The following is a 22,319-nucleotide window of genomic DNA, read 5'->3' as shown; positions in this document are numbered from 1 at the left end:
CGGAGATCCGGCGTCAACGGCCTCCCAGACCGCTCATGGTGATGCCGCGGACGAACCAGCGCTGGGTGAGGAAGAACAGGATGATCAGGGGGATCGTGGTGACGGTGGCCGCCATCAGCAGCAGGTTCCACTGGGTGCCGTTGATGTCCTGGAACACCTGCAGGCCGACCGGGACGGTGCGGGTGGCGTCGCTGTTCGAGATGATCATCGGCCAGAGCAGGTTGTTCCACTGTCCGATGAACTTGAACACCGCCAGGGTCGCGAGCGCCGGCAGGGCGAGTGGCACGATCACGCGGACGAACGCCTGCCAGCGGTTCGCGCCGTCGAGGCGGGCCGCCTCCTCGTAGTCGCGCGGGATGCCGAGGAAGAACTGCCGGAGCAGGAACACCCCGATCGCGGTGAACGCGTGCGGCACGATCATGCCCGGCCAGGTGTCGATGGCGTGCAGCTTCGCGACCAGCACGAACTGCGGGATCAGCGTCACCTGCGACGGGATCATCAACGTGGCGAGGTAGACACCGAACAGCCAGCTGCGGCCGGGGAAGTTCAGCCGGGCGAACGCGTACGCCGCGAGCGCCGCGGTGACCGTTTCGAGGATCGTCGTCCCGGCGGCGAAGTAGATGGTGTTCAGCAGGTACTTGCCGAGCGGGACGAGATCGAAGACGCGGGTCAGGTTCTCGGGGTGCCAGCTGCTCGGCCAGAACGACGGCTTCGCGGCCATCGACTCGTCGTCGGACTGGAACGCCACCAGCACCATCATCACGACCGGGATCAGCGTGACCGCCGTGACCAGGAAACAGGCGAAGACGACTAGTTTGCGCCTGACAACAGGTTTGGTCTCACTTGTCATAGTGCACCAGCTTCCGTTGGAAGAGGAACTGGCCCGCTGTGATCAGCACGATGAACGCGAACAGCACCAGCGACTGCGCGGCGGCGTACCCCTGGTCGTAGTTCTTGAAGCCCGTCTGGTAGATGTACATGACCAGCGTGGTGGTCCGGGTGCCAGGTCCGCCGTTCGTCATGATCAGGGCCTGGTCGAAGACCTGGAACGAGCCGATCACCGACGTGACGACGACGAAGAACAGTGCGGGGGAAAGCATCGGCAGCGTGATGTGCCGGAAGCTGTGCCACGGCGACGCACCGTCCACGCGTCCGGCCTCGTAGAGCTGCTGCGGAATCGTCTGGAGCCCCGCCAGGATGACGACCATGCCGAAGCCGAAGCTCTTCCACACGCTCATGACGATCAGGGCCGGCATCGCCCAGTTGTCCGAGATCAGCCAGGCCGGACCGCTGATGCCGAACCATCCCAGCACGGTGTTCACCAGGCCGTCGTGCGGGATGTAGAGCCAGATCCAGACGAACGCCACCGCGACCGTGATGGTCGCGTACGGCAACAGCAGGAGGGACCGGAAGACGGCGATCCGCCGGATTCCCTGATTGAGCAGCAACGCCAGTGCCAGGCTGACCAGGATCGTCAGCGGCACGCTGACCAGCGTGAAGTACGCCGTGTTGCCGAGCGCCGACCAGAACGTCGGATCGGGGCCGAGGCGCGCGAAGTTGCGCAGGCCGACCCAGGTGGGCGAGCTGAACAGGTTCCAGTCCAGCAGGGAGATCACGCCTGCCGCGACGACCGGGCCGACGGTGAAGACGACGAAGCCGATCAGGCTGGGCAGGAGGAACAGCCAGGCGGTGAGCGCCTCACGGCTGCGTCGGCGCGGAGCGGTAGCGGGTGTGAGCGGTACGGGTGTGCTTGTGGCGGGCGGGGTACCGACAGCCATCGCGATCACCTCTTCCTGGCCGTGGCTTGGCTGACGGTGTCGCGATGCTGACGCATCAGTACGTCGAGGCGTGGGGTGAGGCCGTCGATGACCTCGCGGATGCCGACCTGGCCGAGGAAGGCGCGCGGCAGATCCTGACCGAGCAGCTGCTCGACCTGGTTCCAGTTCGTGGTGACGTCGTAGGCGTGCCCGCCGGCGAGCTTGCCGGCCAGGATGTTCTGGACGATCCCGAGGTTGGCGGGCGGCGGCTGGAACGCGCTGCCCGCACTGCGCCGCGCCGGGTTGTTGCGGCCGGCCTCGGCGTAGATGTCGAGCGCACCGGTGCTGGTCAGCGTCTTGAGCAGCTTCCACGCGAGGTCGAGTTCGGCGCCCTCGCGCACCCCCGACGGAATCGCGAAGCTGGTGCCCGAGACGCGCGGCGTACTCCCGGCGGCACCGGCCGGGAACGGGATGACGTCCCAGTCGAACTTCGCCTTGCGCGCGTTGACCACCTGCCACGGCCCGTTCTGCAGGAACGCGACGTTGCCCTGGAGGAAGTTCGACAGGGAGTTCTCGGTGACGAGGTTCTTGATCGGCGGTGTGACCTTGTCCTTCGCGAACAGGTCGATGACGAACTGCAGGCCCTCCATCGCCCGCGGCTCACCGAGGATGCTCCGGCCGCCGTCCGCGCTCATCACGTTTCCGCCGGCGCAGTAGATCCACGACACCAGGTCGCCGATCAGCGGCGCGCAGGTGAAGCCGTACTGCTCACCGGGTTTGGTGAGCTGCTTGGTGAGCTCGCGGAACGTCGCCCACGACATCGGTTCGGTGCGTGACGGCAGCGGGATGCCCTGCTTCTGCAGGAGGTCCTTGTTGTAGTACATGACGGTCGGCGCGACGTCGAAACCGATGCCGTACGTCTGCCCGTTGAAGCTCGAGATCCGCCGGCTGGTCTCGTAGAAGTCGTCGAGGTCGAAGTCGGGGTCGGCGGCGATCAGGTCGTCGAGCGGGCGGTGCGCGCCGCGGGCGGCGTACGTCGGGATCAGGGTGCCGTTGAGCGCGGTGACCAGGCTCGCGGTGCCGCTGACGAGTTGCAGGTCGAGCTTGGTCGAGTAGCCGCTCGACGGGGTCAGGGTGGCGACGGAGCGCACGCCGAGCTGCTTCTCGACATACGTGCCGAAGTCCTCCCAGACCTTCGTCTCCGCGGCGCTGCTGGACCACATGGACCAGGTCGCCCTGTCGGAGGACGGGGCGGACGAACAGCCGGCTGCGGCGAGCCCGATGCCGGCGAGGCCGCTGAGCTCGAGGAAGCTGCGGCGGGACAGCTTACTGATCATGGTTCTCCTCAGCGATAGAGCAGGTCGACCGACTCGGCGCGAATCCGCTCCTCGTCGACCTCGATGCCCAGTCCAGGGGCTGTGGGGACCGTCGCGACGGCCTTGGTGATGGTCAGCCCGTCGACGTACAGGTCGGTCAGGAGCTCCGGCCCGTTGAGTTCGGCGGGCAGGGCGAGTTCAAGCTGGCTGAAGACGTGGAGTGCGGCGGCGAACGCGATTCCGCAGTCGGTGAGACCGCTGGCCAGGATCTCCAGACCGCCGGCGAGCGCGGTCTGGGCGGTCTTCAGGGCGTTGCGCAGTCCCCCGGACTTGCAGACCTTGATCACGACCAGGTCCGCCGCGTCCAGCCGGATCGCGCGCGCCAGGTCCTGGGCGGAGAAGCTGCCCTCGTCGATCGCGACCGGCAGGTCGATGAGCCCACGCAGCCGGCTCATCGCGAGCGTGTCGGTGCTCGGCACGGGTTGCTCGACACAGTGGATCGTGCTGATGTGCGCCGTCCGGTCGAGGAGTTGCTTGAGGGCGGCCGGGCGGTACGACTGGTTCGCGTCGAGCCACAGCGGTTTGCCGTCGGCGACTTCCGCGGCGGTCTCGATCGCCGCCGTGTCGGCGTCCAGGTCGCCACCGATCTTGATCTTGTACGCCGCGTAGTCCGACGACTGGAGTACGTGCTCGCGGACCGCGTCCTGGTCGCCGACCCCGATCGCCGAGCAGAGCGGGATCTCGTCGTACACCTTGCCGCCGAGCAGCGCGTGCACGGGGACGCCCGCGAGTTTGCCGGCCGCGTCGTGCATCGCGACGTCGACCGCGGCGCGGGCGAACGGGAAGCCGTTCGAGACCGCGGGACTGAGGCGCTGGGCGGCGCGCCGTTGGAAGAGCTCGACATCGAACGGGGTGAGTTCGAGCAGGATCGGCGCGAGGTGGCGGCGGATGATGACGGCCATCGTCTCGGCGGTCTCGTAGCTCCAGCTGGGGAGCGCGCGCTGCTCTCCCCAGCCGACCACGCCGTCCTCTGTGGTCAGCTTGACGAAGATCACCGCCGCGGACTGGTCCGGCGCGGCGTCGGGTGCGCCGACGGCTCCGCTGCCGAGCACGAACCTGCGGGCGAACGGTACGGCGACCGGGAAGACCTCGACCTGGGTAATGCGGGACATCTGCGGTCCTTTCAGGCGGTGATCGACCAGGCGGCCGGTTCGACGAAGCTCGGTCCTCGGGTGCCGTCGGCCAGCCACCGCAGGGCGTCGCGCAGCACATAGCCCGCGAGCGCGAGGTGGCCTTCGGCGGTGTCGCCCGCGATGTGCGGGGTGAGCAGGAGGTTCGGGGCACGGAGGACCGTCGCGTCGAACGTCGAGGGCTCGGGGTCGTAGACGTCCAGGGCCGCGTAGATCCGGCCACTCAGCGCGTGGTCCAGGAGGGCTTGCTGGTCGATCGCGGGGCCGCGCGAGGAGTTGACCACGACCGCGCCGTCGGGCAGGTTCTCGATCAGCTCGCGGGTGATCATGCCTTTCGTCTCGGGCACGTTCGGGACGTGGATGCTCAGGAACGGACTGCGTGCGGCGTCCTTGAGCGTCGTCGTCCGTACGCCTATTTCCTGTGCGCCGGCGCGCGACAGGTACGGGTCGTAGACCGCGATGTCGCAGCCGAACGGTTTGAGCATGGTGATCAGTGCGCGGGCCGTGCTGCTCGCGCCGATGATCCCGACCTTGGCGCCGGCCAGCTCGTGACCGCGGTACTCCGTCTGCTTCCAGCCACCGGAACGGATCGCTCCGTCGAACCGGGGAAGCCTGCGGGCGAGGGTCAGCAGGGAGCCGAGGCAGTACTCGCCGACCGACCAGGCGATCCGCCGGCCGGCCGAGAAGACGCCGACGCCGTGATCGAGGACGGCCGGGTCGATCAGGTGCTTCACCGTGCCGGCCGCGTGCGCGACCACCTTCGGGCCCTGGCCGCCGGCCCACAGCTCGTTGCCGAGCCTCGGCGTGCCCCAGCTGGTCAGCAGGACGTCGGCGCCGGCAGCCAACTCGGGGAGGGCGGCCGGGTCGAGACCGGGCGGGTTGCCCGGCTGGGCCGGGCCCGTCGTGTGCCCGTCTTCCGCCCAGACGACATCGAAGCGTTCGTCGAGTAGCCGGCGCGTGTCGGCGTCGATGACATCGGCGGCACGTTCGGGTGAGATGAGGGCCGCGAGTCGGGGATTCGGCACGGGAGCTCCTTCGGGGTTGGCGTGAATCTGACGGTAGGCGCCTTCCGTCATGCAGGTCCAAGCCCGTTTTCGCATGAACCGATACCGTGCGCGCATGGACTTCACGCTTCAGCAACTCCGTGGCTTCGTCGCCGTCGCCGAAGAACTGCACTTCGGGCGGGCGGCGCAGCGCCTGAACCTGACCCAGCCGCCGTTGACCCGGCAGATCCAGGCCCTTGAACGGATGCTTGACGTCCGCCTGTTCGACCGCCCCGGCCGCGGCGTCCGGCTGACCGCAGCCGGCGGAGTGTTCCTGGAGCACGCCCGCCGCGTGCTCGCGCTGCTGGAGGTCGCTCCGGAGGCGACCCGGCGCGCGGCCGACGGGACGACCGGGACACTGCGGATCGCGTTCACCGCGATCGGCGCGTACGCCGTGCTCGCGGACTTCCTGACCCTGGTCGGCAGGCGGACGCCAGGGGTGACGGCGGAGCTGACGGAGCTGGTGAGTCCCGAGCAGTTCGAGGCGTTGGCGAATCTCGATATCGATCTCGGGCTGGTGCGGCCGCCGATCCCGGAGAAGTTCGAGTCGATGCCGGTGCACTCGGAGGATCTGGTGCTCGCCGTGCCGGACTCGCATCCGCTGGCGTTCGGCGAGGGGCCGGTGTCACTGGCCGACGTCACCGCCGACTACATCGGGTACAGCCCGGAGGGTTCGCAGTACCTGCACGACATCTGCGCGGCGATGATCGGGATGGACCGGTACGCGGTGAGCCAACTGGCGTCACAGGTACCGACGATGCTCGCGTTGGTGCGGGCCGGTCTGGGATGCGCGCTGATCCCGCGGTCGATCACGGCGATGAGGGTCGAGGGCATCCGGTACCGCGAACTGGACGCGGCCGACGCGCATTCGGTGACGCTGCACGCCTGCTGGAGCCCCGACAACCCGAACCCGGCGCTGCGGCGGCTGGCGGAGAGGCTGCGTGAGGAATAGCGGGAGGTGCGGCAGGCCCGGCGGAATCCTCCGCCGGGCCTGCCGCCTTGCCGATGCGGACGGTCGAGCCCCCTTGCGCCCTGACCGCCCGCCTCACGCGCCGGGGGTTCCTCAGCGCCGAGTGCGCAGGAGGCGTGTCCGGCCGATCAGGAATGCGCCGGCCCCGGCGCAGACCAGCACGAGCCCGATGACGCCGACCGAGAGATCGGTACCCGACTGGGCGAGGTTGGGCGTCGATGCTTCGCTCGCCGTGGCCGCCGGCTTCTCGCCCGCCGCATCAGCGGCGGGCGCGGGGTCCGCGGTGGGTGCGTCGGCCGGGTCCGCCGGGTCTCCCTTGTCGCCGTGGGCGGGGGTGTGCTCGTTGGAACCGGCGACCGGTGCCGCGGGCGCCCGGAGCGGCTGTTCTGCCTCGCCCGTGGTCTTGATCCGCAGCGTCGCCTGCCCGCCGTCGTTGCTGACGACCTCGATGCGCAGCCCGCCGTCGGCGGTCTTGAACGTCTCGCCGGCCGACCAGTACAGGTTGCGCACGCCGTCGCCGCCGGCGGCCGTAGGCACGACCATGGTCGAGGTCCCCTTGCCGACATAGCGCAGGACGCGCACGCCGTAGCCCCGTCGAAGCTTCGCTCCCTCCGCCTCGGTGACACGTCCGTCCGGGTTCTCGATGCCCTTGTCGCGGTCGACCGGCCGGCTCAGTTCGACGTAGAACGTGCGGCCGGTAGCCGGATCGGTCGCCTGTACCGCGACGAGGCCCGACTCGTTGTCGCGCGAGCGGATCGTCACCTTCTGGTCGGCTCCCGCCCCCTTGACCACCTGGTAGCGGTCCGCGGGGAGCCAGCCCAGCCGGATGCGGTTCGGGCTGGAGAGCGGTTTGAACATCCACGAGCGCGTCGCGCCCTGAACGTCCCAGGCGTCGCCGTACTCCGAGCCCTTGCACGTGCCCTTCTCGCCCCAGTCGGCCGTCAGCGATCCGTCGACGGTGCCACCGGGGCAGACGAGCACGCCGGCGTGACCGAAGCCGAGGTTGTGCCCGAGTTCGTGGGCATAGGTGCCGCCGCTGCCCAGGCCGGGTACGTAGATGGCACCGCCGCTGTCGGGGCCGCTGGTCACCGTGCCCGTGGCGGAACCGCCGGCGCAGTTGCCGACTGCCACGATCAGGTGCTTACGAGGACCGCCGGTGAAGCCGATGGCCTTCGACACCTCGCTGCGGGCGTGCCCGCGATCGCCGTCGCACGTTCCGAGACCGGGCGCCCAACGCGTGGCCTCGATCGAGAACTCGACGTTTCCGTCGGACTCGTCGCTCCACAACTCCGCCGCGGCCAGCACGCTCTTCTTGACCTCGGCGATGTACGCCGCGCCGTCGTCGCCCGGCTGCGGCCGCGCCGGGTCGGTCGTGACCGCGATCGTGATCGGATGCTTCTTCTCGGCCGCCACCGCCCCGGAGGCGCCGAGCGGGGATATCGCGAGTCCGGCCGACGAGGCGACGACGAGCGCCGTCAGCGTCGCCCGGCGGGCACCAGTACGTGCGAGGGGTGTGGGGGAAGGATTGAACACGGGGGATCCTTTTGGACACTTGTGGCGCCGGAACTTGTCGGGCCCACTGGATGGATGACGAAGCGTTACGGCTCGGGACGAAACATCGGGGACGACCGGGCGGACTCGCCCGTTCCCGGGGGTCTCCGCCTCGGAAGCGGGCAACTTCCGTGACCTCGGCCGTCCGGCGGTACGGACACAGTTCGCTCCGGCCCAGGAGCCCTTGACAGCTTAGCTGCTATATAGCCAGCCGGCTGGGTCTGATGTCCTCGCACATCGAACAGCCCCTGGGCCAGCGGGAGTACGTGGTGCTGAGCGCCCGGGACCGGCTGATCCGCCGTCGACGGCGAAGGCGGCGCCTGCGATCCACCAGGAGGCGCCGCCTTCCGGCCCCGGCCTTCAGTTCTGGGTGAGGACGTTCAGTTCCGCCGCGCCCGCCCACGGCTGACCGTTGACGGAGCTGAGGGCGACGAGCTTGATGTAGCCGCCGGTGCGTCCGCCGAGCGGCACGATCTGCTCGTCGGCGCCGTCGGGCCAGGTGCCCTTGGCGGCCGGCGGGCCCCAGTTCCGGCCGTCGGCCGAGACGTAGACCTCATAGTCCTTGATCCGGTCGTTGGTGTTGTTCTGGCGCGGCAGGTACCTGAACTCCTTCAGCGGGTGGGAGCCACCGAGGTCGAGCGTGATGTGGTGCGGGTAGTCAGGGGACGAGGCCGACCAGCCGGTGCCCCACCAGGTGGCGGGATCGCCGTCGAGGGCGTGGGCGGCCGGAGTGTCCTCGCCCTCGGTCTCCTGGCTGTCGACGTCCACGATCTTGATGCGGTCCTGCGGCAGGTAGTCGGGCGGGACCGTACTGACCTCGACGGCCGCCGCGGTCGAGGTCTTCTTCCCGCCCGCGGTGTACGACGCACGGGCGTTGAGGGTGAACGTGCCGGCGGGGATGCCGGCCTTCGGGGTGACCTTCCAGGTCACCCCGGCGGTGGCGCCGGGGGCGACGGAGCCGAGCGTGGCCGACGTCTCGGGCCGGGCGGTCCAGCCGTCGGGGACGGTCAGCTCTGTCTCGACGTCGGTGGCCGCCGCCGTCTCGCCGTTGGTGAACGCCACGTCGACGCTGTTGGCCGCGCCCGGCACGAGCTTGCCGGACTTCGGGTGGACGGCGAGCGTCGCGCAGGAGGGGACGTCGTCCGTCTCGCCCAGGTCGGTCACGGTGAAGTCGTCCATCACGAAGTCGGCCTGGTCGGGGGCGCTTCCCACCTTGCGGATGCCGACGTAATAGTCGCCGCAGTCGCCCGCGGTGAACTCGTGGTTGTAGCGGGCCGTGGTCCGCTGCTGCCCGAAGGGGATCTGCTGCGTCTCGGTCGTCCCGGCGCCGGTCGCGTTGAGCCGGTCGTACCCGGTGGACAGGGCGTACTGGCCGGCGAACGCGTTCTGGTAGTCGAAGGAGACCCGGTAGCGGTGGCCGGGCTCGAACCGCACGGTCTGCGGAATCGTCCGGTAGACGAGCTGGGCACCCTCCTCGTGGGACTTCAGCGAGTGGTTGCCGTCGAGGGTCTGATCGGTGAGCTGACCGTTCCAGCCCGCCATGGTGTACGGGGCGTGCTTCTCGGAGCGCACGGTGCGGATGTCCCCGGGCTCGGTCTGCACGAAGGGGCCCCAGCCCTGCTCGTTGTCCTCGAAGTCCCAGTGGGCGACCGTGCCCGCCTTCTCGGACTTGGTGGTGTTCACCAGGCGGACGTCGTCGAACTTCACCTCGGCATCGCCCGCCGCAGCGTCGACGGTCAGCTTCGCCGTCCCGGCCGTGGCCGTGAAGCGGACTGCCGTGCGCTGGAAGTAGGTGCCGCTCTTCTCATCGATTCCGATGGCGTCCTTGGCTGTCGACCGGTCGATCCAGTTCCTCGCACCGCCGGCGGTCAGGGTGACCCTGCGGGACGCGCCGGGCTGCACCTCGACCCAGGCGGAGGCGGCGTAGCGCTTGCCCGGGACGAGGTCGCGCAGGGTCGTGGTGAGCCGGGTGCCGGTGGCGGAAGCGGGGATGACGGCCTCGTACTGGCCGAGTGCGTTGCGCCGGACAGAGGCTGGTCCATCGGCCTGCCAGCCCTTGAGGGTGCCCGAGTTGAAGCCGGGGTCGGTTACGTGGGAGCCCTGTCCGAAGTCCGGCTGCCGGATGGAGTCGCGGTCGTTGCGGTAGACGACGTAGGGCTGGTCCTTGGCCGCGTCGATGGTGATCTTCCCGTTCCGGACGGGGAGCGTGCCGGCCTTGACCCGGCCCTGGTCGGTCAGCTTGTAGAGGGTGACCGACTTCTCGTTCTTCCACTGCTTCGGGACCGGCCAGGTGCTGGTGCCGCCGGCCGGGTTCCAGTGGTAGGCCTTGGCGCCGGTCCAGGGAAGCAGGTAGGCGTTGCCGTCCTGCACCTTGTCGTCGCCGACGAACACCTGGCGGGTACCGGAGGCGTCGGTGACGCGGACACCGCCGGTGAGTTCCACCTCGTGGTCGGTCCACTGGGTGATCTGCTGTCGCTGCAGGAACTTGGCGGGGAGGTTCCGGTTCCAGATGTTGGCGTAGAACTTGTTCCAGTCGTTCTGGTTGCCCCAGCCCTCCCATTCCTTGATGTTCGCGGAGCCGAGCAGCGGGTTGTCGATCCAGACGTCCTTCTCGCTGTTGCGGATGAACCGGATGACCTTGGAGTTGATGCCACGGTTGGCGTCGCCGCCGTAGCTCGGTTCGTTGGCCCAGTGCGACCAGAGGGAGGAGCGCTCCATCTTGTCGCCCCACTCGGTGCCCAGCTGCCAGCCCTGCTTGCGCAGTTCGGTCTGGAGGCGGTCGGACTTCCAGCCGTGGCTGTAGTAGACGTCCATGTAGAGGAACTTGAGGTTGGGGTCGGTCTCGTCCCTCAGCTGCTGGAAGCGCTTGGCTATGTCACCACTGGTGAGATCACGGCGCTGGTCGATGTAGTAGGACTGGCCGAGCCAGTCCCAGCCCTTGGCCTTGGCGTCGACCAGCGTGTCGCTGAACGCCTTGGCCTCCGGGTACGCCTCGGTGGAGTTCACGTGGACGCCGAACGAGGCTCCCCAGTCCTTGCCGGCCTTCGCGAGGGCGTTGAGGTCCTTGAGCCCACCGGCCCGGGTGTTGTAGTTGCCGCCGTAGTCGGGGTGGGCGGAGTCGTGGCCCTCCTGGGCGTAGCCCTTGAGGAGGGCGAGCTGGCCGAGGCCGTCGGTGGCCAGCGAGATCCGCTTGACATTGTCGAGCGTCTTGGTGAAGGGGTTGCTCGCGTAGCTCGCGAAGTTGAAAGGGATGTGGGTGACCACACGGCCGGGGGTGTCTTCGGATCCCTTGGCCCGCACTCCGATCGAGCGGAAGGCTATGGCGCCGTCCTGCCAGTCGACCTTGGCGTCGGTGTTGCGGTCGCCGGTGACGACGACCTTCGCCCACGGAAGCTCCTCGGTGAAGGGCGACCCCGCGGCGCGGTAGGTCCACTGCCCGCTGGAGACTCCGACCTCGGTCGTGCCGTCGGTCTTGACGGCCTGGCGCTTCACCCGGGTGTTCTCGCTGGTGGCCTCGTCCTGCACGGAGTTGGTCTCGATCGCGGCGGCGAGCCGGTCCGTGTTGACGATGGCGTACGCCGAGCCCTGCGGGGACGCGTCGGCGGGCGTGTCCTGGGTGACGGCGGTGAAGGTGTCGCCCTTGCCGTTCTTGTCCGGGTCGACACGGGCCGCGGTGACGTGCGCGCCGGGCTGGTCTCCGCGTACGGAGAGGAGGTTGTGGCCCGGGATGTCGATCGTGTGGACACGGAAGCCGGCGGTGTCGGTGATCCGGTCGATCCGGAAGGTGACCTGGGAGCCTTTGACCGCTATGTGCGCGTCGATGCGGACGCCGTCGAGGTCGGGGAAGGTCAGCCGGTAGCGGGCCGTCGCGCCCTCGACGCTCGCTCGGCCCACGGCCCGGTGCGGTGCGCCGTTGAGTACCACGGTGTCGAGGGGCGTGGCCCGGCCGCCGAGGACGGCTCCGTTCGCCCGGTCGGTGTAGTCGAGTACGTAGGGGAACTGCGCTCCGGTGCGCACCCGCAGACCTGCGGATTCGATGACCAGTGCAGTCTCCGCCGACTCCGTCGCGTCGTTCGTCGCGTGTGCCTGCCCGGTGAGGGCGGGCGACACGGTCAGCACGGCCGCCAGAAGCAGGCCTGCTCGTGAGTAACGTTGCATGAATACTACTTAGCAGTTAAGCAGCTATGCCACTAGGTCTCGTGCGCTTCGGTCTACCGCCGGTGATCGCGGCGATCGGCGGGCATCTGAGGTCGTGTCAGCAGGGGGACCACCGCCGAGGAGAGAGCATCGGAGCAGGTCAACACCCGGCAGTAGGCTGACGCTGCCCAGGATCATCCTCGAAGGAGTCCCGACGTGGCAGTGCGCCGCACCACGCTGTTCGACCAGGTCGCAAGCGAGATCATCACGCTGATCGAGGAGACCGGCCTGAAGCCGGGCGACCAAGTACCGCCGGAGGGCGAACTGGCCGCGCGGTTCGGGGTGAACAGGCTCGCGGTCCGTGAGGCGATCCGGGCTCTGGCGGCGCGGGAGATCCTCATCTCCAGCCAGGGCCGGCCGGCCCGCGTCAATGTACCGACCGCGCGTGTCTTCGCTCAGATCCTGGGGTTCCGGCTGCGCCAGCAGTCGCTTCGTTTCGAGGACGTTCTGGATGCCCGTGGCGCGGTCGAAAGGGCCATGGCCTCGCGGGCGGCGGTGCGCGTGGGTGCGGGAGAGGCGTCCACAGAGGATGCCACCGCACTGCTGGAGAAGATGGAGGAGGCGGTCGACGACCGCGACCGCTTCGTGGCGCTCGACCTGGCGTTCCATCACGAGATCGCCAGGACGGCCGACAACGGCATCCTGGAACTGGTCCTGGAGTCCCTCGGCGACGTCCTGACCGAGCACCGGCTGGCCAGTTACGACGGCCGCTCGCGGCGCGGCGAGAGCCAGCACGACACGATCACCGCCCATCGCGCGATCGTGGACGCCATCGCGGCGGGTGATCCCGAGAGGGCTGTCGCGGCCATGGCGGCGCATCTGACGGAGACGGGTGAGGACTTGGAGATCACGCCGTAGCCACGCCCCCGCAAGGGCGCCGCTCAGGCGCCGTCCTCGTACCGGCTGAGATGCCGCGCGAGGCTGAGCTCCAGATGCTCCCGCATGGCGTCCTCCGCCCGTTGGGCGTTGCGCCGCAGTACCGCTCGCAGGATCCGGCTGTGTTCGACGGCCGTGGCGGGGCTGCCGCCCGTGACCGGGCTGAGCCGGAAGAGGTGGAGGTGTGCGTGCAGGCGCTCCACCGCGGCGGCGAGCAAGGTGCGCCCCGAGGCGGCGGCGAGCGTGTCGTGGAAGCGCTGGTCCAGCGCCGCGAAGCGCCCGTAAACGGCGAAGCTGTGGCCCTTGTCGGGCAGGCCCTGCATCTCCTCCATCAGGGCCTCGATCCGGTCCAGCGCCTTGTCTCCGGCGTGCTCGGCGGCCAGAGCCGCGGCCCGGGGCTCCAGAAGGAGCCGCATTTCGAAGAGTTCCTCCACGTCTCGCCGGCCCAGCAGTTCGGTGGTGCGGTAGCCCGACAGTGACCGCTTGAGGACCAGACCGTCCGCTTCGAGGCGGGCCAGCGCCTCACGCACCGGGGTGGGCGAGACGCCCAGCGACCGGGACAGTGCCTCGATGCCGACCCGGGCGCCCGGCTGGATCACGTGGTCCATCACCATCGCCTTGACGGCCTCGTAGACGCTGTCCCCCAGCACCTCGCGCTTCACCCCCGCGCCGGCACCCCACTCAGTGGCCGCGAGCGGGACGGACTCCGTCCCATCGGTGTGATTCACCGGCATAGCGCTACTCCCCCAAGCTCAACAATCCTATGTGATTCAACATGCCTCAACCCCGAAAGGCCATACGCCGGAAGGCCGGACTCCCGCCCGGATCAGGAGCAACGGCAGCTCATCACAACGATTTGCACACCTCATACAAAGTATTCGACGCACAGGCCTTGACGATCCGATCCCTCCTCCCACAACATCTCGGCAACAGAATCCTATCTGATTCAACTGAGGCAATGATCATGATCCTTCGCAGATCCGCGGTGTCCGTCGCCGCCACCCTCGCCCTCCTGGCCATCGCTTCGACCGCATGCACCGTGAAGACCTCCGACGGCAGCGGGCCGGCCGGCACCGCGACCGCCAAGACCGGCAAGGGGAGCGCCGAACTCGCCGACGGTTCCGGCACCAAGGTCGCACTCGTCCCGGGCGGCGCCCACCCGTACTTCCAGCCATGGAAGAAGGCGGGCGCGGATGCCGAGAAGACGCTGAAGCTGGGCGATGTGACGTTCGACGAGACGGCCGAGTGGGACCAGCAGAAGCAGAACAACCTGCTGTCGACCCTGGCCGCGCGCGGCTACAACGCCTTCGGTGTCTTCGGGGTGTCCCCCACCGACGTCAACACCACCTTCTCCGACCTCAAGTCCCAGGGCTTCGCGGTGGCCTCCCTGGGGTCGTGCCCCGCCGGCGGCAGGAACGAGGCCGACTTCTGCCTCTCCACCGATGTGGAACTCGCCGCCTACAAGGCGGCCGAGGCCACCATCGAGGCGATGGGCGGCAAGGGCACGATCGTTCACCTGACGGGCAACAACGTCGACGCCAACACGCAGCTTCGGATCAAGGGCGTGCAGAAGGCCGTGAAGGAGACCGGCGGCAAGGTCGACCTGCTGCAGAACATCACCGATATCGACAAGGACCTCCAGACCGCGCAGAAGGCCGTCTCCGACCTGCTCGCGACCAAGGGCTCACGGATCCAGGGCATCGTCTCGACCGCGTACAACCCGGCGGTCGCCGCGGCCGAGGCCGTTCAGGAGACGGGCTCGAAAGCCAAGGTCGTGGCGATCGACGACGACGCCAAGATCCTCTCCTCGATCAAGAACGGCTCGGTGAGCGCCACGGTCGTGCAGAACCCGGTGGGTCAGGCCGAGATCGGCGCCTGGGCGCTCGCGCTCCTGCAGACCAAGCAGTGCACGGTCAAGCAGCCGGGCCAGGTCATCGACTCGGGTTCCTTCGTCGTCACGAAGCCGAACCTCGGGACGTACGACAAGGCGCGCGACACCAAGACAGCGGAGCTGAAGAAGCAGTTCGCCGACGAGTACCTCTCCTGCGGCTGACCGTCCCGGCACAACGACAGAAAGTCAGCAACCGGCATGACCATGATCACGAAAGCGACGGCCCTGCTGGCCGACATCGCGGTGGAGACCGACCGCACCGACGCCGTGCAGTCCTTCGTCAAACAGGAGACGGTCCTCGTCACCCTGACGACCACGGACGGCATCGAGGGAACCGGCTACGCCTACACCATCGGCACCGGCGGCACGTCCGTCCTGGCCCTCCTGCGCGACCATCTGCTGCCACTCCTCGCCGGGAAGGACGCCCGCAACGTTGAGGGGCTCTGGCAGGAGCTGTTCGGCCTGACCCGTGCCACCACCACCGGCGCGATCACCTCGCTCGCGCTCGCCGCGATCGACACGGCGCTGTGGGACCTGCGCTGCAAGCGCGCCGGCGAACCCCTGTGGCGGCTGGCCGGCGGTCACCGCCGGGAGATACCGGTGTACGACACCGAGGGCGGCTGGCTCCACCTGGGCACCGACGAGCTGGTCAAGTCGGCCCTCGCCGCGAAGGAGGCGCAGTTCTCGGGCGTCAAGATCAAGGTCGGCAAGCCGCACCCGGCTGAGGACGCGGAGCGCCTGCGTGCCGTACGCGAGGCCGTGGGACCGTTCCTGCACATCATGACCGACGCGAACCAGTCGCAGTCGCTGTCCTCCGCCGTGCGGTTGGCCGCCGCCCTCGAACCGTACGATCCGTACTGGCTCGAGGAACCCATGCCCGCCGACGACATCAGCGGCCATGCCCGGCTCGCCCGCTCGACCCGGATCCCGATCGCGGTCGGCGAGTCGATGTACGCGCCCATGCAGTTCCGCAGCTACCTGGAGACCGGCGCGGCCTCTGTCGTACAGGTCGACGTGGCCAGGGTCGGCGGGATCACGCCGTGGCTGAAGGTCGCCCACCTCGCCGAGACGTTCAACGTCGAGGTGTGCCCGCACTTCCTGATGGAACTGCACGTCAGCCTCGTCGCCGCCGTCGCCAACGGCGCGTACGTGGAGTACATCCCGCAGCTGCGCGCGGTCACCCGCACCGAGCTGACCGTGCGGGACGGTCTGGCCGTCGCTCCGGACGAGCCGGGCATCGGGATCGACTGGGACATGGACGCCATCGACCGGCGGAGGGTGTCATGAAGACGGCCGTCGCTCCACCCGGCAGCGAGACGGACCGCCCCACCGACGGGGCCCGGCCGGCACACCGGCTGCCGTTCTGGGTCAACCAGCGGCTCGGGCTCCTCGTCATCATCATCGCGCTCGCCGCTCTGTTCGGTGTTCTGCGCCCGGCGTTCTTCGACGAGCGGCTGGTGCTCTTCCCGCTCCTGAGGGACATCTCGACGCTGACGGTGGTGGCACTGGCGCAGATGGTGGTGCTGTCCATCGGGCACATGAACCTCGCCGTCGGGCGCATGGCCGCCTTCGGCGCGTTCTTCGCCGGCTTCGGCTACGACCGGCTCGGTCTGTCGCTGCCGCTCGGCCTGGTGCTGTGCCTGGTGGCGGGCTGTGCGATCGGCGCGCTGACCGGCTGGATCATCGCCCGTACCGGGGTGAACTCCTTCGTCGTGACGCTGGCCATGGACTTCGCCCTGCTGGGACTCGTCTCTCTGCTCTACTCGGCCCTCACGGACAACGCCGCGTTCACCGCCCGTCCGGACGGGCTGGCGGAGCTGCGTTCCTACTCGCTCGCCGACATCTGTGTCGGGCCCGTCTGCGGCTCGCCGGCCGTCCCGCAGATCATCCAGTTCACCGTGATCGCCCTCGTCGGCCTCGGCTTCCTCTACTCCCGTACCCGGATGGGACGCGAGCTGCTGCTCACCGGCGCCAACCCGAGTGCCGCCGAGCTGTCCGGCATCCCCACCGGACGCAGGATCGTGCTCGCGCACGCGCTCTCGGGGCTGCTCGCCGCACTGGCCGGTTTCATGGCCGCCGTCGGCACGGGCACGTTCCGCGCGTCCATCGGCGACGACTTCATGCTCCCCTCGTTCCTGGGCGCGGTCCTGGGCGGGACCCTGCTCACCGGCGGCGTCGTCTCCGTCGTCGGCGCTCTGCTCGGCACCTCACTGGTCGGTGTGATCCGCAAGGGTCTGGACCTGCTCGGCGTCGGTCTCGAAAGCCTCAACATCTACCTCGGCTGCGTCCTGCTCCTGGCCCTGTCCGCCGACCGGGTGCGCACCGTCGTGTCCTACCGCAAGGTGGTGCGTTCCACATGACCCCGCTCCAGGACAGCAGTACGGCGGCATGGTCCGCGCTGCGGCGCTTCTCGCGCTCCACGACGACCACCCTGCTGGGCGTGGTCGTCGTCGGCTACGTCGCCCTCGGCATCTCGTCGTCCGGGACCTTCTTCGAAGGGCCCTCACTCCGTACGTTCCTGCAGTACCTCGCCACACCGGTCCTGATCGGGCTGGCCCAGATGGTCGCCCTCAGTGTGGGGCAGCTCAATCTCGCGGTCGGGGCGCTGGGCGGGTTCAGCGCCTGCCTGATGGGCGTCCTGATGGTCGACGCCGGTGTCCCTGCCGGACTCGCCGTCCTGATCGGTGTGCTGGGCGCGACCCTGATCGGCCTGATCACCGGCGTGTTCATCGTCGCCACACGTATCAACGGCTTCATCGTGACGCTCGGCACCATGACCATCCTGCTGGGTGCGCAGTACCGGCTCTCCGGGACCCGCACCATCGACGGGTACTCCGCCACGCTGCGCGACTTCGGCCGCGCAGCGCCGCTGAACATCCCGCTGGTCTTCGTCACGGCCCTGGTCGCGGCCGGTCTCCTCGCCGCCTTCATGTACCGCACGGTGGCGGGGCGGCGGCTGCTGGCCGCGGGCGGGAACCCGCTCGCCGCCAAGCTCTCCGGCATTTCCACCGACCGGCAGATCGTGCTCGCGCACACCCTGTCCGGGCTACTCATCGGCATCGCCGCGCTGACCGCCACGGCCTCGCTGCCCGGGGTCAACCGCAGTGTCGGCGGAGACTGGCTGCTGCCCAGCTTCGCGGCGCCCATCATCGGCGGCGTGGCGTTGACCGGCGGCTCCGTCGCCGTGCTCGGGACCGTGCTCGCCGCCTTCGTCATGCGCCTGATCGACACGGCGCGGGCGCAGTTCTCGCTCGACCCGAGCTGGGTCAACTTCCTCATCGGGGTGGTCGTGCTCGGCACCGTCGTCGGCGGTCGCCTCCACCAGGGCCACCTCGCCAAGAAGGGCGTATCACCCGGCGGCGCTCCCCCACCGCCACCTCCCGAGGAGACACCCCGGCCGACGGCCGTACCGACGCCGATGGGAGAGACCCGATGAGCGAAGTCCTGCTGGAATGCGATCAGATCGTCAAGGTCTTCCCCGGTGTCCGCGCCCTCGACGGCGTCGGCCTGCGGCTCACCGCAGGCTCCGTGCACGCCCTGCTGGGCGAGAACGGGGCGGGGAAGTCCACCCTCATCAAGGTGATCACCGGCGTGCACGCGCCGGACGGCGGCAGGCTCCTCAGGGGCGGCCAGGAGATCCAGCCGCGCTCCCCGCTGGACGCCATGCGGGCCGGCGTCGGCGTCGTGCACCAGGAGCGCAATCTGATCCCCGGGTTCTCCGTGGCCGAGAACATCACGCTGCAGAACCCGCCCTCGCGCCGTGGCCTGGTCGACCGGGAGGCCATGACGGCTCCGGCCCGGCGCTGTCTGGCCGAACTCGGCCTCGACATCGATCCGCACCAACTTGTATCCGAACTGTCTGTCGCACAGCAGCAGTTGGTGGAGATCGCCAAAGCGCTCCACACCGACAGCAAGGTTCTCCTGCTCGACGAGCCGACCGCCTCCCTCTCCCCGCAGGAGGCCGAGCATCTCTTCGACGTCATCCGGCGGCTCACCGAACGCGGCACGTGTGTGGTCTTCGTCAGTCACAAGCTGGAGGAGGTCTTCGCGGTCTGCGACACCGTCACCGTGCTGCGCGACGGCCGGTCCGTGCTCGAATCCGCGCCGCTCGCGGAGCACACCCAGGACGACGTCGTGACCCTGATGGTCGGACGCGCCCACGCGGTGACGGCGATGACCCCGCGGCCCGTGGACACGTCCGCGACGCCCGCGCTCTCCCTCACCGGGCTCTCGACGGCCTCCGGCCACCGTGACATCTCCCTCGACGTGCTCCCCGGGGAGATCGTCGGGCTGTACGGCCTGGTCGGCGCGGGGCGCAGCGAACTGGTCAGGGCGGTGCTCGGTCTGGACCGGGTGACCGGCGGTGAGATCCGGGTGTACGGGGAGCCCGCGAGGATCGGCTCGCCGCGGCAGGCGCTGCACGGGTACGGGATCGGGTATCTGACGGAGAACCGCAAGGAGGAGGGTGTCTTCCTGGAGCAGCCCATCCTCCGCAACATCACCGTGACGGTGTGGCGGAAGCTGGCGAACGCCATCGGATACGTTCCCGCCCGCCGGGAGCGCGAGACCGCGGAGGATCTTGTCGAGCGCCTCGGCATCAGGATCTCCGGGCTCGCGCAGAACGCCGGTGAGCTGTCGGGCGGCAACCAGCAGAAGGTCAGTCTGTCGAAGTGGCTGGCGGCCGACACCCGGCTGCTGGTCGTCGACGAACCGACCGTCGGTGTGGACGTGCGGACCAAGCACGCCTTCCACGAGCTGATCTGGGAGCTCGCCCGCGGCGGACTGCCGATCCTGCTGATCAGCAGCGACCTGGCGGAGATGGTGACCCTGGCCGACCGGGTCGTCGTGATGGCCGGTCACCGCATCCGCGGCGAGGTGGCCAACGACCACGACTACGGCCGGATGAGCGGCCGGATCATCCGTATGATCCACGACCGGCCGGTCCTGGCCGGGTCCCCGAAGGGACCGACCGCGTGAGGCGGGTCGCGCAGGTCATCGGTCTGCGCCCGGGGAAGGCGGCGGAGTACCGGGAGCTGCACCGTGCCGTCCCCGGGCCCGTGCTCGACCGGCTGCGGCGCTCCCATATTGCCAACTACTCGATCCACCTGCTCGGCGACAGGCTGTTCAGCTACTTCGAGTACCACGGCGACGACCTGGCCGCCGACCTCGCCCTGATGGCCGACGACCCGGCCACCCAGGAGTGGTGGCGGCTCACAGCTCCCTGCCAGCGGCCCGTGGACGAAGCCGGGCCCGGTGCCTGGTGGGCATCGGGCGAGCAGGTCTTCCTCATGGAGTAGGCCGCCGGACAGGCCGTAGGCCCTCCGTACACGAGAACCGTCCGGCGGCGCCGGTGCGCCGTTCCCGCAGCCCCGGGAGGGCGCGGCCCTCGCTCTCCCGGGCACCCCGCGTCTTCGGCCCGGCCCCGTCGGTCATTTCTCCTGGAACCGGCTGAGCTGGCGCTCCAGGCTGTGTGTCAGATGGTCCGTCATCGCCTGTGCGGCCCGCTCGGCACTGCGGCGCAGGATCGCCCGGACGACCCGCTCGTGCTCGGCCAGGGTCGAATCGTCCTCGACGGGAAGGCTGCTGAGGCGGAAGACGTGGAGATGCGCGTGGAGCCGCTCGACCGCGTCCAGGAGGAGGGGGCGACGGGCGGCGACCGCGACGGCGTCGTGGAAGCGCTGGTCCAGGGCTGCGAATTCACGGTAGGACGCGTAGGGACCCGCGGGGCTGGGGTGGACCTCCATGTCCTCCTGGATGGCCTCGATGACGTCGAGCTGAGACTCGTCGGCGTGCAGGGCCGCCAGCGCCGCGGCCCGCGGTTCCAGGAGGAGCCGCATCTCGAACAGCTCCTCAACCCCTTGCCGGGTGAGCAGTTCCGTCGCCCGGTATCCGGAGAGGGAACGCTTGACCACGAGGCCGTCCGACTCCAGACGGGCCAGCGCCTCGCGGACCGGGGTCGGTGAGACGTCGAGCCTGCGGGAGAGGGCTTCGATGCCGACGCGGGCCCCCGGTGCGATCTCATGGTCCATGACCATGGCCTTGATGTCCTCGTAGACGCTGTCGGAGAGTGGCTGGCGGACCGGCGCCGTGGGGGGCTCTGGCGCCCCGGCCCGGTCGTCGAAGACGGGCGGGTCATTCACCGGCATCCAGATCTCCTCGCTTCACCACACGTGCGGCCACCAGCAGTTTAGCGAGCGGGCCGGGCGAACCCAGGTGCTCCGGGCTCCCTGGTGACGCCCCGCGTTCCTCGAACGTCGGTGCGGACGATGGAGCGCTCCGTCTTCCCACTGGTCAACCGCCAGTCGGGCCGGGCGAGGGGCATCCCGAACGCCTCGGCGGCGGGCACCGGGGCCGTCCGGTACGCACCGCGTTCCGATGGGCGACCACCGTTCGGACCCGTCCGGGCTGCGGCAGCTCCGACGTGCGTCGAGGTTGGACGTATGCCAGCACAGAGCCCGGTCGGCGTTCCCGGCGGTCAGTCGTCCGCGCGCTTGCGCGGTGTCGGAGAAAGCATGAGCGGGCGATCGGTACTCCTGGTCCTTGGGGTGTTGGTGCTGCAGACAGCGTTTGTGCTCTCGTGCGTCGGCGCGTTCCGCGATCCCGTCCCGCACCGCATTGCCCTGGCCGTCACGGACCCCACGACACGGATCGCCGACGACACCTTCTACCAGCTCGCGTTGCTTCCCGGTGAGCCGGTGGACCCGGTCCGGGTGGCCGACGAGGCTGCTGCCCTGGACCGCATCCACAGTCGTGAGGTGGACGGTGCGCTCGTCCTCTCCCGATCCGGCACCGCCGACCTGTTGCTGGTTGCCGGTGGGGCGGGCCCGTTGCTGGCCAAGGAACTTGCCACGCACGTCGTCGCGGCAGAAGGGCACCAGGGCCGCACGGTCCGAGTCCGGGACGTGGTGCCGGTCGCGCCGGGTGACAAGCGTCTCCTCTCCTCCTTCTCGCTCGTTGTGGGCTGGTGTGCGGGCGGCGTCCTGTGCGCCTCGGTGCAGGCGTACGGTGCCGGGCGCCGTCGTCCGGCGGGATTGCGCGCATCGGCCGCCATGGGTGTGCTGCTGGTGTATTCGGTGCTTGCCGGGCTCCTAGGCGTGCTGGTCGCCAGGACTCTTCTGGACGCGGTGCCAGGAAACCTCTGGGCACTGTGGGCCCTCGGTTCCCTGCTGGTTCTGACGGTCGGAGCCCTCACACTCGCCCTGTACGAATCGGCCGGAGCGCTGGGAATCGGTCTGGCGCTCCTGCTCGTGGTCGTCCTCGGCGGGCCGAGCGCGGGCGGGGTGTATCCCACCGAGTTGCTGCCCGCGTTCTGGCGCACTGTGGGCCCGTTCCTGCCGCCCGGGGCGGGCCTGGACGCCGTGGATTCGATCGCCTATTTCCGTGGTGCGGGTGCCGGCGGGCCGTGGTGGACGCTTGTGGCCTGGGCCGGCGGCGGCGCGGCCGTGGTCCTGCTGGGCGGCGTTGTCGCGACCCGGTCCCGTCCTCCCGCAGCGCGGACCAAGCGTCGGCCCTGACGTCCAGTCACCAC

Annotated in this window: 18 protein-coding genes; 9 read left to right on the top strand and 9 right to left on the bottom strand. The window is 69.4% G+C overall.

Going from position 1 to position 22,319, the window contains the following annotated elements; genetic code table 11:
* Positions 1 to 13 precede the first annotated feature (13 nt).
* Genes OG892_RS00270 through OG892_RS00250 form a run of 5 tightly spaced genes read right to left on the bottom strand, consistent with a single transcriptional unit; the run spans position 14 to position 5,288 of the window.
* The gene (locus OG892_RS00270) at positions 14 to 850 is read right to left on the bottom strand and encodes a carbohydrate ABC transporter permease (protein ID WP_328868233.1); all 837 of its coding nucleotides are present in this window, start codon (positions 848 to 850) and stop codon (positions 14 to 16) included.
* Positions 840 to 1,778 carry a carbohydrate ABC transporter permease gene (locus OG892_RS00265; protein ID WP_073738948.1) on the bottom strand — a complete coding sequence of 313 codons (939 nt, stop codon included), beginning with the start codon at positions 1,776 to 1,778 and terminating at the stop codon, positions 840 to 842. Before OG892_RS00265 ends, OG892_RS00270 begins: the two co-directional genes overlap by 11 nt.
* Positions 1,779 to 1,783: 5 nt before the next feature.
* Positions 1,784 to 3,094, bottom strand: coding sequence for a sugar ABC transporter substrate-binding protein (locus OG892_RS00260; RefSeq protein WP_073738809.1), 1,311 nt, complete (start codon positions 3,092 to 3,094; stop codon positions 1,784 to 1,786).
* Between the two features lie 8 nt (positions 3,095 to 3,102).
* Complete coding sequence (locus OG892_RS00255) at positions 3,103 to 4,245, bottom strand: mandelate racemase/muconate lactonizing enzyme family protein (RefSeq protein WP_073738810.1); 1,143 nt, start codon at positions 4,243 to 4,245, stop codon at positions 3,103 to 3,105.
* Positions 4,246 to 4,256: 11 nt separating this feature from the next.
* The gene (locus OG892_RS00250; protein ID WP_371628162.1) at positions 4,257 to 5,288 is read right to left on the bottom strand and encodes a hydroxyacid dehydrogenase; all 1,032 of its coding nucleotides are present in this window, start codon (positions 5,286 to 5,288) and stop codon (positions 4,257 to 4,259) included.
* A 94-nt stretch (positions 5,289 to 5,382) separates the two neighbouring features.
* On the opposite strand from OG892_RS00250, the gene OG892_RS00245 reads away from it, so the two are divergent.
* Complete coding sequence (locus OG892_RS00245) at positions 5,383 to 6,258, top strand: LysR family transcriptional regulator (RefSeq protein WP_073738812.1); 876 nt, start codon at positions 5,383 to 5,385, stop codon at positions 6,256 to 6,258.
* Positions 6,259 to 6,369: 111 nt separating this feature from the next.
* Here OG892_RS00245 and OG892_RS00240 read toward each other — a convergent pair whose 3' ends face one another.
* Both OG892_RS00240 and OG892_RS00235 read right to left on the bottom strand, forming a co-directional pair.
* A complete protein-coding gene (locus OG892_RS00240; RefSeq protein WP_328868230.1) occupies positions 6,370 to 7,809 on the bottom strand; it encodes a hypothetical protein in 1,440 nt (479 codons plus the stop codon).
* 378 nt (positions 7,810 to 8,187) lie between these two features.
* The gene (locus tag OG892_RS00235; protein WP_371628161.1) at positions 8,188 to 11,985 is read right to left on the bottom strand and encodes an endo-alpha-N-acetylgalactosaminidase family protein; all 3,798 of its coding nucleotides are present in this window, start codon (positions 11,983 to 11,985) and stop codon (positions 8,188 to 8,190) included.
* A 195-nt stretch (positions 11,986 to 12,180) separates the two neighbouring features.
* On the opposite strand from OG892_RS00235, the gene OG892_RS00230 reads away from it, so the two are divergent.
* Complete coding sequence (locus tag OG892_RS00230; protein WP_079193655.1) at positions 12,181 to 12,882, top strand: FadR/GntR family transcriptional regulator; 702 nt, start codon at positions 12,181 to 12,183, stop codon at positions 12,880 to 12,882.
* A 23-nt stretch (positions 12,883 to 12,905) separates the two neighbouring features.
* Here OG892_RS00230 and OG892_RS00225 read toward each other — a convergent pair whose 3' ends face one another.
* The gene (locus OG892_RS00225) at positions 12,906 to 13,514 is read right to left on the bottom strand and encodes a GntR family transcriptional regulator (RefSeq protein WP_242436891.1); all 609 of its coding nucleotides are present in this window, start codon (positions 13,512 to 13,514) and stop codon (positions 12,906 to 12,908) included.
* Positions 13,515 to 13,864: 350 nt separating this feature from the next.
* On the opposite strand from OG892_RS00225, the gene OG892_RS00220 reads away from it, so the two are divergent.
* Genes OG892_RS00220 through OG892_RS00195 form a run of 6 tightly spaced genes read left to right on the top strand, consistent with a single transcriptional unit; the run spans position 13,865 to position 20,088 of the window.
* A complete protein-coding gene (locus OG892_RS00220; protein WP_371628160.1) occupies positions 13,865 to 14,953 on the top strand; it encodes a substrate-binding domain-containing protein in 1,089 nt (362 codons plus the stop codon).
* A gap of 36 nt (positions 14,954 to 14,989) precedes the next feature.
* Positions 14,990 to 16,078, top strand: a complete 1,089-nt coding sequence (locus tag OG892_RS00215; RefSeq protein WP_328868228.1) for a mandelate racemase/muconate lactonizing enzyme family protein — start codon at positions 14,990 to 14,992, stop codon at positions 16,076 to 16,078.
* Positions 16,075 to 17,151, top strand: coding sequence for an ABC transporter permease (locus OG892_RS00210; RefSeq protein ID WP_073738818.1), 1,077 nt, complete (start codon positions 16,075 to 16,077; stop codon positions 17,149 to 17,151). The genes OG892_RS00215 and OG892_RS00210 overlap by 4 nt, the downstream gene beginning before the upstream one ends.
* Complete coding sequence (locus tag OG892_RS00205) at positions 17,148 to 18,227, top strand: ABC transporter permease (RefSeq protein ID WP_371628159.1); 1,080 nt, start codon at positions 17,148 to 17,150, stop codon at positions 18,225 to 18,227. The genes OG892_RS00210 and OG892_RS00205 overlap by 4 nt, the downstream gene beginning before the upstream one ends.
* A complete protein-coding gene (locus OG892_RS00200; protein WP_371628158.1) occupies positions 18,224 to 19,768 on the top strand; it encodes a sugar ABC transporter ATP-binding protein in 1,545 nt (514 codons plus the stop codon). The genes OG892_RS00205 and OG892_RS00200 overlap by 4 nt, the downstream gene beginning before the upstream one ends.
* Positions 19,765 to 20,088 carry an L-rhamnose mutarotase gene (locus tag OG892_RS00195; protein ID WP_371628157.1) on the top strand — a complete coding sequence of 108 codons (324 nt, stop codon included), beginning with the start codon at positions 19,765 to 19,767 and terminating at the stop codon, positions 20,086 to 20,088. The genes OG892_RS00200 and OG892_RS00195 overlap by 4 nt, the downstream gene beginning before the upstream one ends.
* Positions 20,089 to 20,220: 132 nt before the next feature.
* On the opposite strand, the gene OG892_RS00190 is transcribed toward OG892_RS00195, so the two are convergent.
* The gene (locus OG892_RS00190) at positions 20,221 to 20,937 is read right to left on the bottom strand and encodes a GntR family transcriptional regulator (protein WP_371628156.1); all 717 of its coding nucleotides are present in this window, start codon (positions 20,935 to 20,937) and stop codon (positions 20,221 to 20,223) included.
* Positions 20,938 to 21,231: 294 nt separating this feature from the next.
* Between OG892_RS00190 and OG892_RS00185 the strand changes: the two genes are divergently transcribed.
* On the top strand, positions 21,232 to 22,305 hold the full coding sequence (locus OG892_RS00185) for a DUF3533 domain-containing protein (RefSeq protein WP_371628155.1): 1,074 nt from the start codon (positions 21,232 to 21,234) through the stop codon (positions 22,303 to 22,305).
* Positions 22,306 to 22,319: the final 14 nt, after the last annotated feature.

This window comes from Streptomyces sp. NBC_00341 (assembly GCF_041435055.1).
Classification (GTDB): domain Bacteria; phylum Actinomycetota; class Actinomycetes; order Streptomycetales; family Streptomycetaceae; genus Streptomyces.
This window is presented reverse-complemented; position numbering and strand designations above follow the sequence as displayed.

Excerpts from the sequence above, each read along its gene's own strand:
- OG892_RS00185 (WP_371628155.1), top strand. The coding sequence starts at position 21,232 with ATGCCAGCACAGAGCCCGGTCGGCGTTCCCGGCGGTCAGTCGTCCGCG.
- OG892_RS00225 (WP_242436891.1), bottom strand. The coding sequence starts at position 13,514 with ATGGTGATGGACCACGTGATCCAGCCGGGCGCCCGGGTCGGCATCGAG.
- OG892_RS00220 (WP_371628160.1), top strand. The coding sequence starts at position 13,865 with ATGATCCTTCGCAGATCCGCGGTGTCCGTCGCCGCCACCCTCGCCCTC.
- OG892_RS00265 (WP_073738948.1), bottom strand. The coding sequence starts at position 1,778 with ATGGCTGTCGGTACCCCGCCCGCCACAAGCACACCCGTACCGCTCACA.
- OG892_RS00205 (WP_371628159.1), top strand. The coding sequence starts at position 17,148 with ATGACCCCGCTCCAGGACAGCAGTACGGCGGCATGGTCCGCGCTGCGG.
- OG892_RS00255 (WP_073738810.1), bottom strand. The coding sequence starts at position 4,245 with ATGTCCCGCATTACCCAGGTCGAGGTCTTCCCGGTCGCCGTACCGTTC.
- OG892_RS00200 (WP_371628158.1), top strand. The coding sequence starts at position 18,224 with ATGAGCGAAGTCCTGCTGGAATGCGATCAGATCGTCAAGGTCTTCCCC.
- OG892_RS00190 (WP_371628156.1), bottom strand. The coding sequence starts at position 20,937 with ATGCCGGTGAATGACCCGCCCGTCTTCGACGACCGGGCCGGGGCGCCA.
- OG892_RS00235 (WP_371628161.1), bottom strand. The coding sequence starts at position 11,985 with ATGCAACGTTACTCACGAGCAGGCCTGCTTCTGGCGGCCGTGCTGACC.
- OG892_RS00245 (WP_073738812.1), top strand. The coding sequence starts at position 5,383 with ATGGACTTCACGCTTCAGCAACTCCGTGGCTTCGTCGCCGTCGCCGAA.
- OG892_RS00210 (WP_073738818.1), top strand. The coding sequence starts at position 16,075 with ATGAAGACGGCCGTCGCTCCACCCGGCAGCGAGACGGACCGCCCCACC.
- OG892_RS00260 (WP_073738809.1), bottom strand. The coding sequence starts at position 3,094 with ATGATCAGTAAGCTGTCCCGCCGCAGCTTCCTCGAGCTCAGCGGCCTC.
- OG892_RS00215 (WP_328868228.1), top strand. The coding sequence starts at position 14,990 with ATGACCATGATCACGAAAGCGACGGCCCTGCTGGCCGACATCGCGGTG.
- OG892_RS00270 (WP_328868233.1), bottom strand. The coding sequence starts at position 850 with ATGACAAGTGAGACCAAACCTGTTGTCAGGCGCAAACTAGTCGTCTTC.